Annotated in this window: 14 protein-coding genes, 1 pseudogene and 2 riboswitches; of the genes and pseudogenes, 8 read left to right on the top strand and 7 right to left on the bottom strand. The window is 54.9% G+C overall.

The genetic code is table 11. The annotated features are described in order from the left end of the window. The first annotated feature begins 8 nt into the window (after positions 1–8). The 3 genes from H522_RS0111870 to H522_RS22540 all read left to right on the top strand — a co-directional run bounded on the left by H522_RS0111870 (position 9) and on the right by H522_RS22540 (position 2,623). Entirely contained in the window at positions 9–695 is a 687-nt protein-coding gene (locus tag H522_RS0111870; protein ID WP_026962478.1) for a response regulator transcription factor, read from the top strand. Further along, positions 692–2,104, top strand: a complete 1,413-nt coding sequence (locus H522_RS0111865; RefSeq protein WP_026962477.1) for a sensor histidine kinase — start codon at positions 692–694, stop codon at positions 2,102–2,104. The genes H522_RS0111870 and H522_RS0111865 overlap by 4 nt, the downstream gene beginning before the upstream one ends. Before the next feature lie 372 nt (positions 2,105–2,476). Continuing rightward, complete coding sequence (locus tag H522_RS22540) at positions 2,477–2,623, top strand: FtsX-like permease family protein (protein WP_425387021.1); 147 nt, start codon at positions 2,477–2,479, stop codon at positions 2,621–2,623. Between the two features lie 377 nt (positions 2,624–3,000). On the opposite strand, the gene H522_RS22155 is transcribed toward H522_RS22540, so the two are convergent. Beyond that, complete coding sequence (locus tag H522_RS22155) at positions 3,001–3,303, bottom strand: dehydroquinate synthase/iron-containing alcohol dehydrogenase family protein (RefSeq protein WP_026962476.1); 303 nt, start codon at positions 3,301–3,303, stop codon at positions 3,001–3,003. A 364-nt stretch (positions 3,304–3,667) separates the two neighbouring features. On the opposite strand from H522_RS22155, the gene H522_RS0111850 reads away from it, so the two are divergent. Next, positions 3,668–5,065, top strand: coding sequence for a sugar porter family MFS transporter (locus H522_RS0111850; protein ID WP_026962475.1), 1,398 nt, complete (start codon positions 3,668–3,670; stop codon positions 5,063–5,065). Between the two features lie 124 nt (positions 5,066–5,189). Here the strand turns inward: H522_RS0111850 and H522_RS0111845 are convergent, their stop codons facing one another. Then, positions 5,190–5,495, bottom strand: coding sequence for a hypothetical protein (locus H522_RS0111845; RefSeq protein ID WP_026962474.1), 306 nt, complete (start codon positions 5,493–5,495; stop codon positions 5,190–5,192). Between the two features lie 216 nt (positions 5,496–5,711). On the opposite strand from H522_RS0111845, the gene H522_RS0111840 reads away from it, so the two are divergent. Further along, positions 5,712–6,929, top strand: a complete 1,218-nt coding sequence (locus H522_RS0111840; RefSeq protein WP_026962473.1) for a murein hydrolase activator EnvC family protein — start codon at positions 5,712–5,714, stop codon at positions 6,927–6,929. A gap of 96 nt (positions 6,930–7,025) precedes the next feature. Here the strand turns inward: H522_RS0111840 and H522_RS0111835 are convergent, their stop codons facing one another. Further along, positions 7,026–8,009 carry an aldo/keto reductase gene (locus H522_RS0111835; protein WP_026962472.1) on the bottom strand — a complete coding sequence of 328 codons (984 nt, stop codon included), beginning with the start codon at positions 8,007–8,009 and terminating at the stop codon, positions 7,026–7,028. 153 nt (positions 8,010–8,162) lie between these two features. Beyond that, positions 8,163–8,230, top strand: a riboswitch (Fluoride riboswitch). Positions 8,231–8,273: 43 nt separating this feature from the next. Between H522_RS0111835 and H522_RS0111830 the strand changes: the two genes are divergently transcribed. Then, complete coding sequence (locus H522_RS0111830; RefSeq protein ID WP_026962471.1) at positions 8,274–8,936, top strand: hypothetical protein; 663 nt, start codon at positions 8,274–8,276, stop codon at positions 8,934–8,936. A 159-nt stretch (positions 8,937–9,095) separates the two neighbouring features. Further along, a complete protein-coding gene (locus H522_RS21140) occupies positions 9,096–9,356 on the top strand; it encodes a lipase family protein (protein ID WP_081412098.1) in 261 nt (86 codons plus the stop codon). Positions 9,357–10,373: 1,017 nt separating this feature from the next. Here the strand turns inward: H522_RS21140 and H522_RS21570 are convergent. Together H522_RS21570 and H522_RS22535 are read right to left on the bottom strand one after the other, a co-directional pair. Further along, on the bottom strand, positions 10,374–10,568 hold the full coding sequence (locus H522_RS21570; RefSeq protein ID WP_035453704.1) for a hypothetical protein: 195 nt from the start codon (positions 10,566–10,568) through the stop codon (positions 10,374–10,376). A 102-nt stretch (positions 10,569–10,670) separates the two neighbouring features. Then, positions 10,671–10,732: riboswitch (Fluoride riboswitch) on the top strand. 44 nt (positions 10,733–10,776) lie between these two features. After that, positions 10,777–11,793, bottom strand: a pseudogene (locus H522_RS22535) (lactonase family protein); the annotation flags it as partial. 173 nt (positions 11,794–11,966) lie between these two features. On the opposite strand from H522_RS22535, the gene H522_RS0111815 reads away from it, so the two are divergent. Beyond that, on the top strand, positions 11,967–12,179 hold the full coding sequence (locus tag H522_RS0111815) for a hypothetical protein (RefSeq protein ID WP_026962470.1): 213 nt from the start codon (positions 11,967–11,969) through the stop codon (positions 12,177–12,179). A 27-nt stretch (positions 12,180–12,206) separates the two neighbouring features. Here the strand turns inward: H522_RS0111815 and H522_RS0111810 are convergent, their stop codons facing one another. After that, a complete protein-coding gene (locus H522_RS0111810; protein WP_155836399.1) occupies positions 12,207–13,622 on the bottom strand; it encodes a hypothetical protein in 1,416 nt (471 codons plus the stop codon). Then, entirely contained in the window at positions 13,582–14,256 is a 675-nt protein-coding gene (locus tag H522_RS0111805) for a Crp/Fnr family transcriptional regulator (RefSeq protein ID WP_026962468.1), read from the bottom strand. Before H522_RS0111805 ends, H522_RS0111810 begins: the two co-directional genes overlap by 41 nt. Positions 14,257–14,268: the final 12 nt, after the last annotated feature.

Raw genomic sequence — 14,268 nt, 5'->3', positions numbered from 1 at the left:
GGGACAATATGCGGACAACCTTGCTATTGGTCGACGATGAACCGAAAGTCATAGACGTGATGAAACCTTTCCTCGAGGAAGAAGGGTTTGAGGTTCTCACGGCGCATTCCGGCCCCCAGGCGTTGGAGATGGTGGACAAGCACCGACCTCATCTGGTCATTCTCGACTGGATGCTCCCCGGGATAAGCGGCCTGGATGTGTGCCGTGAGCTGCGGCAGCAATTCCAGGTTCCGATTATCATGGTGACGGCGAAAGGGGAAGAGACGGACCGGGTCGTCGGACTCGAGGTGGGGGCCGACGACTATATCGTCAAGCCGTTTAGCCTGCGCGAATTGGTGGCACGCGTTCGCTCAGTGCTTCGCCGCACCCACCCCCCCACAGAAGAAAGCGGCATTCTCCGCTACGGCAGTTTAACCATTGATGAGCAGCAATTTCGTGTGTTCAAGGGCAACCAAGAAATCGTGCTGACGCCGACCGAGTTTCAGCTGCTCTTGACACTGGCGCGAAAGCCAGGCGTCGTCTACAGTCGATTGCAGTTGCTAAAGGCGACGATGGGGGACGCCTACATGAATTACGAGCGCACAATCGACAGCCACATCAGCCACCTGCGCAAAAAGATTGAATCTGACCCGGCCAATCCGGTGTATATCCAGACCGTGCACGGTGTTGGTTACCGGTTTGGGGGTTCGCAATGAAGGTTCGGAATAAGATTTTTCTCGGGATTGCCAGCCTGATTCTATTTCTCGCCGCAGTTGACCTCTTGATTTCCTACACCTATTTCGGAGGACTGTTCCGGAAATACGCGCAAGCCGCGGAAGAAGGCACGGCCGAACAGTGGGCGCAATCGCTGGCTTATTACTATCACGCCAACAATGACTCCTGGACAGGTGTCGACGAATACATCTCGGGGATCTTCCAGCAAGGCGAGAGCGTCCCGGGCACGCGGCGACTCGACCAACTGGTTCTCGAGGACGCAGGCAACCATGTGATTGCGGTGATTGGCCACCCGGGTCCACGCTTCCATGCCCTGGTGCCGCCTGCCCTGGGTCATGATGGGGAGGTGGAGGTGCCGGTCACCGTCGGCAACCAGGTCGTCGGGCATCTCTGGATTCGCGACCGCGGTCTCGATGCCCTGTATGCCATGAAACAGACGGTGGTTCACTCTATGACTGTCGCGAGCGTGGCTGGCACTGTCCTCACCGTCGGCATCGCACTTGTCGTCGGGGCCTGGTTTTCGCGGCGCCTAACCCGGCCCCTGCATCGGATCATGGAGGCCATTCACCGCATTGGCGAAGGCCAGTTGCAGACCCAGCTCCCGATTGACTCCAGGGATGAGTACGGCGAGGTCGCGCAAGCTTTCAACGATATGGCCGCTCGCCTGCATAAGACCGAGGAAGCTCGAAGACACCTGGTCGCTGACGTCGCGCATGAACTCCGGATCCCGCTTACCATCATGCAGGGACAACTGGAATTGATTCAGCAAGGGGTGAAACCGGCAGGCCCAGAAACCTTGTTACCTATCCACGACGAGGTGATTCGGTTAACCCGCCTCGTGCAAGACCTGCACCAGTTGACCTTGGCCGAAGTCGGCCAGTTGCCCCTGCAGATTCAGCCGACCGCATTGGATGCGCTGCTCGCCCGCATCGTTGACAACTTTCAGGTGGAGGCCGAGGTCAAACAGGTACAGCTGACTTTTGCTTCACGGCTTGAGCAGGGTGTGCGCAGTCCGGTCGATCCGGACCGAATCACGCAGGTATTTGTCAATCTGATTGGAAATGCCCTGCGCTACACACCAAAGGGTGGATGTGTCCGGGTGGAAACCCAATTGGAAGGGGACCAGGTGGTCGTATCCGTACAGGACAGCGGTCCGGGCATCGCGCCAGAGCACCTGCCGTATGTGTTCGATCGCTTTTATCGCGGTGAGCCAGATAGGTCCCGGGAAAGTGGAGGAACCGGGTTGGGGCTGGCCATCGCGAAAGAGTTTGTGGAGGCCCATCAAGGACAGATTGACGTCCGTTCGACCCCTGGCCACGGCACCACCTTTATCGTACGGTTGCCGCTCGGCGCGTCAGAACCCGACAGGTCAGCAAACGACGTGTCGTAAGGGTCATTACCTCCACATTTTCTCCACATTTTCTTCACAACCTATCCACCACCCTTCTGATGCATCTCCCACCCCGTCGCCCCTCAGGCGGAGGTGAAGGCATGAGAGCCAACCGAATCCTTCGCACCGCCTTTGCCTGCTTGGGTCACAACCCGCTGCGTACGGTGTTGACGCTGCTTTTGGCATCATTATCGGAGTCGGAGCCGTTGTCGCCTTGTTAGGGGTGGGTCAGGCGGCCACCCAGAGCGTGACCTCCTAGATCCAAGGGCTCGGCACAAACGTATTGGTCATCTCCCCGGGCCAGTCCAGCCAAGATGGCATCAGTCAGGGGCTGGGCACTTCCAAGCGACGCTACTCTCCACATTGTCCAATGTGAGCCATACCCTGCAGACGTTTCTCGGTGGGATTGCGGGCATTTCCCTGCTGGTCGGGGGGATTGGCATCATGAACATCATGCTGGTCACGGTCGCCGAGCGGACGCGCGAAATCGGTCTGCGGAAATCGCTGGGTGCAACTTAAGGGTCTATCCTCGGACAGTTCCTGACCGAATCTGCGGTCGTCGGTCTCCTGGGTGGGTGCATCGGCATTCTCGTGGGGATTGTCGGAGCCCAAGGCATCGGCCGCTTTCTCCAGACGTCCGTCCCAATCAATCCGTTCGCATAAGCGAGCTTTGCTAAGACCGGAAAATCATTTGGATGGACTCCAGGGAGTTCTGACAACTTAGGAATCCCCAATTGCCGCGTCCAAACAGCGATACCTTCCACGAGCTTTGCCACAGCGGCCTCGGGGGCATCGTCACTCCGGGCAAACCCCGTCCGAACCGCGATGTCCCTGTGCAGCTCCGTCTCGACGGCAGCATTGAACTTCAATACTATGGGGGAGAAACACGGCGTTCGCTACGCCGTGTGGCGCACCGTCAAGGTCAAAGCGGCATCTAGGACGGCCAACCGGGGACGCAGTTGAGCGTGTTTGAGCGTGAGTTTGCGGTGGGTACGTTCTTCCGTGATGACGACCTCGTAACCCGCAGTTTGCAAACCTTTGACTACCGGATCGACCACGCCCGCCTGGAGGACCCCCTCATCCGTAACCAACAGGAGACGAGGCCCTGCCGCGTGCGCCCGAAGCCACTCTGGTAATCGACGCGAAGCCCCCCAGCCAAACTGAATGTCCGTGTGCATTGAATACGAAAACGACAGCAAGCTCGTCATCACCCTTGCAGAGGTTGTGCGGACGGGTGTTCATACCCGTTTCATCCAAGAAATTGGATAAGTATGAAGTTCGCTGCAAATAGCGGAAATCCTGCGCGCGTATGCGTTCGGCCGAGGATGGACGCATGAAGGATGGGAGCTCCTAATGAAACAACGATAGTTGAAAACACGCAAATAATGGTCTTTAATAGAGTCCGTCAACCAAACAAACGGCCATCTGTTTTGTTAGGTTGATTGTAATTATCCAATTCTGTAAGTACACCCCGTATATAACAATGTTTACATAACGTTGTATAATGGTGGCTGTACGCTTTCATCATCGGCGCATGGGAAGGAGAGAAAAACGTTGAATAGTATGGCCCATTCCGAGAACCGGCACGCTGAGGCTCCGAGCCAGGGAGCGGGCTTAGGGTTTGTGACTCTGGTGTCGGTGGTGGCAGCGGTTGGCGGTTTTTTGTTCGGTTATGATACCGCCGTCATCTCCGGTGCCATCGGTTTCATGCAGCAACGGTTCAACCTATCTCCAGTCATGGAAGGTTGGGCGGTCTCTTGTTTTATGATTGGTGCCATCATCGGTGCCGCGTTTGCCGGTTTGCTTAGCGACCGCTTTGGCCGCAAGAAGATGATGATTTTGGCCGGCTTTCTGTTTGCCCTTGGTTCGATTGGATCCGCACTTCCACCGACGATAACCATGTTTGTGGTGGCACGGATCATCGGCGGGGTTGGAATCGGCATCTCCTCAACTCTGGTGCCTGTGTATATTGCCGAAATCGCGCCGGCGCGCCACCGCGGACGGTTGGTGTCACTCAATCAGCTGGCGGTTGTCATTGGCATCTCCGCGATTTATTTTGTCAATCGTGCAGTCAGCAGCGCGGGCGGTACGGCGTGGGATATTTCCACCGGTTGGCGCTGGATGTTCGGATTGGGTCTGATTCCCGGTGTCATCTTCATTCTGCTTTTATTCCTGGTACCGGAAAGCCCTCGTTGGCTGCTGAAGCAAAACCGGACGGACAAGGCTCTGGCAACCCTGACGAGGATTGAAGGCAGCGCGCAGGCGCAGGTCGAAATGGCGGCAATCCGCCGCTCTTTGTCGGAAGAAAACGGGCGCTTGTCGCAGTTGTTCCAGCCGGGTCTGCGGATGGCCCTCATTGTCGGGGTGGTGCTGGCGATTCTCCAGCAGGTGACGGGAATTAACGCCATTATGTATTACGCCCCCGAAATCTTTGAGAAAACCGGTGCTGGGACGAACGCGTCCTTAACCGAGACCATCTTTGTCGGCGCGGTGAACCTCATCTTTACACTCGTGTCCATCTGGCTGATTGACCGGGTGGGCCGCAAGGTTTTGCTGCTCGTCGGCTCCGCCTTCATGACGGTAAGCCTGCTTGTCGTCGGAGCTGCCTTCCAAACCGGGCATATTGGCGGGGCCCTGGTTCTAATTTTCATCCTGATGTTTGTGGCGGCTTTCGCCGTATCGTTTGGACCGATTGTCTGGCTCATCATGGCGGAGATTTTCCCAACTCGCATTCGCGGCCGCGCCACCGCCATCGCATCCCTGGTCCTGTGGGCAGCGGACTATCTGGTGTCGCAAACCTTCCCCATGATGCTCAGCGGGGTCGGACCTGCAACCACGTTCTTTGCCTTTATGATTTTGTCGGCGGTCGCCTTTGTCTTTACGTGGCGCGTGGTACCAGAGACGAAAAACAAATCGCTGGAAGAAATCGAGCGGAATTGGCGGCGCACGCCGACCGCTTGACCGCGCCTCGACGGAGAAACTCGACCTGGACGTCAAAAGTGTGTGGGGAACGATGGCCAAAGCGCCGGCGTTCCCCGTTTTTGCGAGCCCATTTTGACAACCGCCACGGTTGCGATTCGGATTTTTAGATGACAAACCCAAATCCAAAGCCCGGATACAGTCCGTAGATGCCACCAAACGGGACAAAGAACCCACCGAAAAACTGGACAAGCTGGACATCCTCATTCAAGTTGCGTAACGTGTCAGACGAGGAAGAGAGCAGCCGTGGTTCGTGAAACGCTGTGCTGTCGCTGGCCAGTTGTACGGCGCGACCTAAGACAATACCGCTGGGTAGCACCCGGGTCAATACCCCCCGATGAATCCCATACACCGAGTGGCAATTCACCCACTGGCCCAAGTACCGACGGGCCACATGATAGGTCACCGCCATCCTCGCACCCCCCTTCGAAACGGATCGTTACCACCATATGGCTGGTGTCTTGTCCACGCATGTGCGATTGGGGAGGGTGACCAGGCCTGAATCATGCTGCCTACAGTCCCCAGGGGGGTCCAACCGTTCCCACACGACGGTCAAAAATGGTCATCGGCTCCGAACAGGTATACAATAGGGCTAAGATTGAAACTGCAAGAGGAGTGACGGCACGTCGTGCGACGAAACGGAAAGCTGGCGGCATCCGCAGCCGCCATCTGCATGGTGGCAGGTTGTTACGGCAGTTTGGCGGACGCCAGCACCTTGAGTGACAAGCAGCACGAGATGACCCAATTACAACAGCAGGCCAATCAAACCAAGCAGCGGTTAGAACAGCAACGCAGAAAAGTCGGACAATTGCAAGGAAGTGTTGCGAGGACCCGTCAGCAAATCTCGCAGCTCTCTCAAGAAATTCAGGAGAATCAAGCAGAGATTGAGAAACTGCAGGCAAAGATTACCGCATTGAACGAACGGATCGCCAAACAAGAGCGACAATTGAATATCGATAAGCAAAACGTAGAATCGATGCTTAAGGCTACGTATGAATACGGAAATGTCCCGTACCTGGAGGTCTTGTTCAAAGCGTCGAGCTGGTCGGATCTACTCAGCCGGGTACAGACCATGTCTGCGGTCACCGAACACGAACATCAACTCATGCGTCAGGTCCAGCAGTTGGAGCGGCAGCTGCAAGCCGATAAACGCCAACAGCAGGATAACGTTCTGACACTCGTCCGCAAAGGCCACAATCTGGTTGCTTTGAAGCAATCCCGCCTGGCTATGGAAAGACAGCAGCAGGCATCGCTGCAACTGGCCAACCGGGGCGTTTCGTCCTTGTTGCAAAAAGAGCGGGAACTGAATTCGCGCATCCACCTGACGCAGCAGCAGATTGCAGAGCTCAAACGCCAGGCGGCTGAACAAGAGCGCATCATCGCCACACCTTCTGGAGATGTGTCTGTGCCCGCCTTGCGCTGGCATGACATCCCACCGAGTAAGTTGTACGCGTACGTACAACGACACGGATCGACATTTTCACTCGCTGACATTGAGACCATCTGTCAGGCGGCGCAGCGGTATGACGTCAACCCGGCCCTGATGGTGGCCATCACTGGGCAGGAACAGGCGTTTGTGCCGCCCGGTCCAGACGCCGCTTTAATCCGCAACAACCCGTTCAATGTGTTCTACAGCTGGCAGGTCTATAACACGACGCTCGCGGATGCGGCGAACATCGCCGCAGACACCATTCGCCACAAATTATCGACACCGCCTCCGAATGGGGAAGATGCCATCCTTTGGTTGAACGATCCGCACAACCCCTGGGGCATCTACGCGACGGATCCGCATTGGGCGTACGGTGTCCGGCAATACTTTCACGACATTCTCGCGTTTGTGGGTTGAGGGCAAAAGAAGGAGAGAAAGAAAGCGTCCGAGGGGATGCGGACGCTTTTCGCCTAGGAATCCACGCGCGCCAGAGACTCAGTACGCACCGCGAAATCAGTAGGCGCCGCGAATAAATGGGGCGATCTTTTCCGTATAGAACTTGCGCAGACGGGTGCGTTCTTCCTCGGAAAATCCCGGTGCCTCTTCGGTCGCTAGGTTATCTTCGACCTGAGCCACGTTTTTGAAGCCGGGAATGACGCAGCTGACCTCTTCGTGGTCTAATATCCAACGCATGGCGGCTCTGGCCATGGTGCCGCGTCCTTCGGCAATCCAGCGCAGCTCGTCGGCCAATTCGACACCTTTCTCAAACGGCAGCCCGGCGAAGGTTTCTCCTACGTTAAATGCCTGCCCATCGCGGTTGAAGTTGCGGTGGTCATTCTCCGGAAACGTATCCGTCTTCTTGAACTTTCCAGTCAACAGACCGCTGGCAAGAGGCAGGCGAACGAGGATTCCCACCCCTTGCTGCATAGCCTTCGGAAGCAATTCGAGGGCCGGTTTCTGGCGAAAGATATTAAAGATCACCTGCAGCGCCCGTACGCCGGGAAATGTAAGGGCCGTGAGACCTTCATCGACGGTTTCCACGCTGACGCCATAGTACCGAATTTTCCCTTCCTGCTGTAGCTTGTCCAACACTTCAAACACGGCGCCCTGACGAATCACTTCATGCGGCGGGCAGTGGACTTGATAGAGATCAATCGTGTCTCGTTCCAGTCGACGTAGACTCGCTTCGCAATAAGCTCGCACCGAGGCCTCCGAGTAGGTGGCAGGGTCATGAATGTCCCCGGCGCGGCAGAATTTCGTCGCAATGTAGATCTCGTGTTCGCGGCCTTTGGTTGCCTTGGCCAAGAGACGCTCGGCGCGGCCGTCCCCATAGACGTCAGCCGTATCAAAGAAGTTAACCCCCGCATCGATGGCACGAGCCAGACCATTGAGGGCGTCGCTCTCGGCCACGGTACCCCAAGCGCCGCCAATGGCCCAGGTGCCGAAGCTGACTTCACTCACTTGCAGTTCTGTATTGCCTAGTGTTCGATAACGCACGCGAATCGCCCCCTATCACAAAATCCGCTTTCATTGTATCAAAAGCGGGCGAGGTATGGCTCTGCGCTTTTTCTGTGTCTGGACCACCTGTATGCACTCCAGCTTTCCGTGTCATACGACTCGAATTGTGGACATACACTTCGGCAAGAGAAGAAGAGAATAGGTGATGGAGCTCACCTTTAATCGTCCGGCGCAAGCCGACTAATAGCCCCTACTGCCGGTCTTATTATGCAGTAGGGGCTATCTCATCGTGTGGGGTGGACTATGCCGAAACTATTCATCGGGATTGTGTTGATCGCACTCGTCGTCACAATTGATAATGCACTGCTCACGGGTCTATTGTTACCCTCACATACGACTCAGCGGCAAAAAGTCACATTCCTTACCGCTGTGGGCATTCTGTTGGGCGGATCGCAGGTGATATTAGCGGCAAGCGTAGATAAAATGCTTGATAACATCCTGTTTCGCTTGGTGGCGATTATTCTACTTGGGTGGATGTGTATTCGCACACTCGGTACGATCCCAGAAATACGAAGTGTCTTTCGAGCATGGGGGACCGTGGTGAAGCTATGGCTGTTTACGGTGTTCGGCAACCTGGACAACATGATTTGGCTCGGGTCGGAGCTAAAAGGGGACCGACTGTGGCTCGTTGTGTCATCCGTCGGCACGGTGCCCCTGTTTGTAATTGTCGGGCTGTTTCTATCCCGGCAAATCGAAAAACAGCAATGGATTTTACCGCTTGGGGCAGGGATGATGGCCTGGGCAGCGGCCTCGCTGATGCTGGATATTCCAGTTGTCAAGCGATTTATCGAAACTCTGGATGATGCGCCGCGAACGACGTTTCAGTGTCTAATTACCATTGCAATCCTCGGCATCGGGTTCGGCGTTCGACAAGTAATATCTCGGAGCATTAAATTGAGGCAGTAAGCACATAGGATGGACGAGTGGAATGAATTTTGTCAAGAGATGACGGTGAGAAATATCCAGTGAATCAAAACGGAAGGTACGCCAAAAGCGACGCCTGAACAGATCCGTGAGTTTGTACAAGACCTGTAAGAGCGATGAAAAATCCGGGGATTAAGGGAGATGACATTTGCAGTCATTTTACACGGAACCGGTACTATTTTATATTTCATCGATAATTTTGGGTTTTCGATGACGGATTTTACGCTTGTCCCGAATGGCGGGGCAACGGATTACGGGTTCACGAGATTTTATAAGTCATTTTCATTTGTCGATCCGGTAAATGGACCTTCGCAAAGCCTTCAAGATTATCTGGCAAGTCTGGACCCAGATGCGTCGTTTACAGTGGCAGGTTTTAGCCTTGGAGGTCCTTTGGCTACTTAACACGCCGCGGTTCTAGCGAGCGAAGGTCATCTGTAGAAGCATTTAATTTTGCAGCGGCTCAAAAGCCAACAATACGTCACGTTGTACGAATTTCTACCAGCCAAGTGAGCGTTGAAAAAACAGTACCGTCGTATACTGGGAAGCAGGGGTCGCCCGACGAGCAGAAAAGTGTCCGATGAGTGTTTGTGGGCTCCGACGACGTAGAGATGAAAGTTTTCAACCGTGTGTACCCGCTTGTACCACCGACCCGCCAACCCTTGCACTTGAAAGTGCAGGCTACGGTGCAGCATTGAGCCGGAGTTCAGACGGCTGAAGTGACCGCAGGGAATGTGTCTTTACCGCGTGTCTTGAATTTTTGCGTGTATGGGCCTTGCCAGTTTTCGCTCATTTCCGAGGTCAACGGCCTGGCTGCTTCGGACCACTGCAGGCTTGCGATGAATTGATGAGGCCCTTGCCTTTTAGACGCAAACACGTGTCCCTTTCAACTGCAGGAGTAGCAGGGGAGGGGAGACCAGGATCTGGTGGTATGCCCGGCGATTATTTACTTCCCAACATCCTTGTCTCGGAAGGGAAGATTCGGAGATTCATCGACTTGGGGAAAATGGGTGCGGGGAACCGATATTGGGATTTGGCTGAAGTTCGACGTTCGATCCGCCCTGGCGCTTTCGGACCACCCGATATAGCCGGGAAAGTGGCGCGAAGTCAGAATCAGCCACGACCGCCCCGTTTACGACCAGTATTCAGGTTACGCTTTTGATCCTGTTGGGATAGCTAAGTCTGCAAGTCCAATCACCAATGAAGCAAGCAGCATTCCGAGAATACTTACCCGCATTCCCGGTACGAACAGTTGTATGCCATAGAGTACCGCTGCACTAGAAATGAAGCCTGCAATACCACGCCCGTATGGTAAAGCTCGGCGTCCAAATAATACTTCAATTCCCCGCCCCAATTTCTAAGTTAACATAATATATATTATCGGACGTAATGCGCTGCACCTCGAACGCGTCATAATCCATATCATTCGAACGTATGGATGATATAGGCGAGATAGATCGCCGATGCCCACATCATCAACGCGGTCACCACAGATGGCAACAATTTGGACCACCGCCTGTGCAGCGCTCCCTGTGTCAGGATAAACCCATTCTGCATGCCAATGGGTAAAATTAATCCAAGAGACAACGCAAACCCGTGAATAAACGCAACCAGCAATGAAATTCCCCCACTCTCGCCCAGTCAGTTTATAAACGGCAACGTCCCCTACAGTGCTGCCTGGTTCTGCTTGTTCATTGTACCTGTGATGGCCTTATATGTACTGAGGCCAGTGATGGGGCTCACCGTAACCGCCTTTTTCGACTGATGACTCCTGTGAGATCCATTCTTGCAGGGGCCCTTTCTGATCCTGGACTTGGATACAGACTGGCCGTGACATCGCATACGTGCTTCCTGTTGGCCGAGGCCATCCCGCTTCATCAAGCGCGAATACCGACAATTGGTCATCATCCTGGCTGGCGACAAGCATATGCCGGCCATCCGGGGTTAGCGCGAAGTTTCGCGGGGTTCGGCCACCCGCACTCACATGTCCAAGACCGGTGAGACGGCCATCCTCGCCAATCGCAAAACAAGCAACGGTGTCATGTCCGCGGTTCGATGCGTACAGAAAACGTCCATCTAGCCGGACGTGAATGTCGGCCGCCGTATTCAGGCCCGTGAATCCAGCGGGTAGGAGTGAAACACACTCCCATTCTGTCATCCGACCATCCGCCCGGTCGAACCGGTAGGAGACAATTGTAGAATCGAGTTCACAGCAGACATAGACCAAGGCCAACCGCGGGTGAAAGGCCAGGTGACGGGGTCCCGACCCCGCCGGCGTGGCGACGGAAGCGTGTCTGCGTATTTGTCCTGTGGTCTTATCCAACCGATATATCAAGACTTGATCGAGCCCTAGATCTGGGACCAAGACCCAGGAAGAATCCGACTCGGGCATCGCGCTGTGTGGATGAGGTCCCTGTTGACGATCCGGTCGAACGCTGTGCCCCTGATGAACAACATGCGCCGCCATTTGACCAATTCGCCCGTCCGGATCGAGACGAAATGTACAGACACTGCCACTTGAGTAATTCGTGACGATGAGAACCTTCGCGTCACTTGTGAGTCGGACGTGACACGGATCCGCACCGCGGGTGGAGGCGCGATTGAGCAATCGAAGGCTGCACGCTTCCCGGTCAACTTCTATGGAGACCACTTCCCCGTTTTTGCTTTCACCGACCGCGTACAACCGTACGCCAGCCTGGTGCAGCGCGAGAAAAGACGGATTTTCGATACCCGTAAGCCCATCCACATAAACCAGCTCACCGGTTTTCGAATGCATTTTCAGCCAATGGACGCCTCGTTCGTGGGGCGAGCTGTAACACCCAACGAAGACATCGAGCCACATAACGGTTTCGCCTCCTTTTCCGGAAACGTACGGCATGGGTTCATGGTCCTTTTTCTCGAACGTTTCGCAATACGACACGTTTCCCTAGGTATGGACGGACGCATTCCGTGGCTATCCTGTGAAAGAATACGAAACGCCACGGTATTCCGCCGTGATTCGTAGGAGGCATTGCGATGGAGCCAGCCAAGGCCGTATTGCTGACGCGAATTTTTCCAACCGCAGAACAGATTTGCGATCACGATTGCCACGATGTCGTACAAGTCACGAACGTTCTCGATGGCACGGCATGGTACCTCTGCCTGCTTTCATTTGAACGTTTCTTGGGTCAGGGGCTGACCGCCATTGATGAGTACTCCCGTCGTGGCGTCTGGCAGGAAGACGCGTGAGCCGTGGATAAACGTGAATGAAGCGGATCACCGAGGAGTCGAAGCCTTTGGCGCGGGGGTACGCGCTGTCCCCCGTCTTCTCCAGAACCATTGTCCCATGAACACATACGCGGACAAAGCCGCCAAAAGGCCACCCAATCCTGTCAATCCCTGAACGAAATCGGAAGATACAACGCTCTGCGCTTGACCCATCTGTAATCCGACAATCAGCAAAAACGTGCCCACAAGTGACCCTATCACTTGTCCATAACTCCATTTTAACGATACAGGTGGGGTGTGAAAAAACAACGGGAATAACGTATATCCGACCGAGTAAATGAGCGTGGTCGCCCATCCGAGAAACAAAAGATGCATCGCGGCCACCGAACGCAAATCTTGCCCCGTAAGAAGCCATATCCCAAGTGCAAATGCGCATGCAAACGCACCACACCACGCCAAGGCTGCAGGACCGGTCGTTCTCCATTGCTGACGTGCGGATCGGAAAAGGAACCATGCGTAGGTCACCGATAGGATGATTAAAGCGACCGCAAACATGGTATTTGCCAGACGGAACTGCGGGTGACCCAGGAAGTCTTCGAGAACTGCGGAAACAAGCGATAGTCCCCACAATCCTTGCACCCACCGTATGACGCCGCGTGGCATTGCGCCTATCCCAAAGAAGCGTGGAAACAGATGAAGTGATACGGCGAGCAGCGTTCCTCCAATCCACCCCGCCATAATGAGATAGGCCGGAACCGGCATATCCAGCCATGTCCATCGCCCGTAAGAAATGCTTTGTTCGGCCGCCCACAGCACGGCTATCAAGAACGCCATCAGTGCCACGTCCGTTCCCCGTTGGGCAATCCTGTCCGAATCTCGAAGTTGCGGGAATCGTCCTAAAAACTCTAACTCCGCAGGCAAGTGACGGCGCTCTGCAGAACCTTCTGAAGATCGGTGTCGTTTGGAGGTAAACACGGCGCTCAGGATGTTCACCAAGAACACGACGGGTGCGGCTGCTTGCAGAAGGCCTCCGACAAGGCCAACCGCGTCGGCACGGGTTAAGATACCGACGACAACGATCAAGATCCCTGTCTCAGCCATGCCAAAGTGCAGCCAGCCCAGCCATCGCCAGGGAAGGCGAAGCCCAGCCGAGACTCCCAGCACCGCATAGGTCATGCCGTAAATCATCATCGTCAGCCAACCGAACGGATTGATTTCCGCGTGGACGTTGACGATGTAAGAGATAGCATACCTATCGCCCGCCATCCAGGCCCCCAGTGCTGCACCCAGCAAAAAGTGAAGCCCTGCAAACAAAATGAAGATTTTGGGCAATGCCTGCAAACCCGGCCTTGTCACCGAAGTGCTCCCCTTTTTCATCAACCGATACCGGCATACATGGACCACCGTACCACGGATCCAACGTTTATAGACGGTCAAAATGAACCACCCATTCGTCTCGTTCACCGCTGAGCACACCACTGCGTCGCAATTGGCTCCAGACACGGTTGACCGACTCGCGCGTCATACCAATCATCTGAGCCATTTCTCCGTGTGTGACAGGCAACCGGATATGAATCCCGTCAGCCTCGGGCTGCCCGTGTTCCTCGGCGAAGTGACGAATGAGTGCGACCACCCTGTCGTGCGCATCAAACAAAGCCAGCTCCTGGAGCTTTGCTTGGAGCATTAAAATTTTTTGCCCCATCACATGCATCACCTTGCGCATGATGGCGGGCTGGCTCATCAACAAAGCGTCAAATTGGCTACGTCGAATCATAAGCAGGGTGCTCTCTTCCATCGCCTGCGCGGTTCCCGGATAAGGGGCGTCATCGAAAAATCCCACATGCGGAAACATCTGTCCCTTTCCGAGAACGGTCACAATGTGTTCTCGACCTTCCTCGTCGACCTTGAACACCTTCACCAATCCACGACGAATGAAGTAGACGGCCTCCCGTTCGTCTCCCTCCATAAAAATGTAGGTCCCCTTGGGATACCGGTGTTCGACGCATAGATCGGACACCTTGGCCAATTCTTCGTCACTTAAGTCTTGAAACAACTCGATTTCGCGTAAAACATGTCGTCTCGATTCTTCAAACCCCATTCCTCCCGGTTC

It is taken from the genome of Alicyclobacillus herbarius DSM 13609, assembly GCF_000430585.1.
GTDB classification, from domain to species: domain Bacteria; phylum Bacillota; class Bacilli; order Alicyclobacillales; family Alicyclobacillaceae; genus Alicyclobacillus_G; species Alicyclobacillus_G herbarius.
Note: the sequence above shows the minus strand (reverse complement) of the source record. Positions and strands in the feature narration are given on the sequence as shown.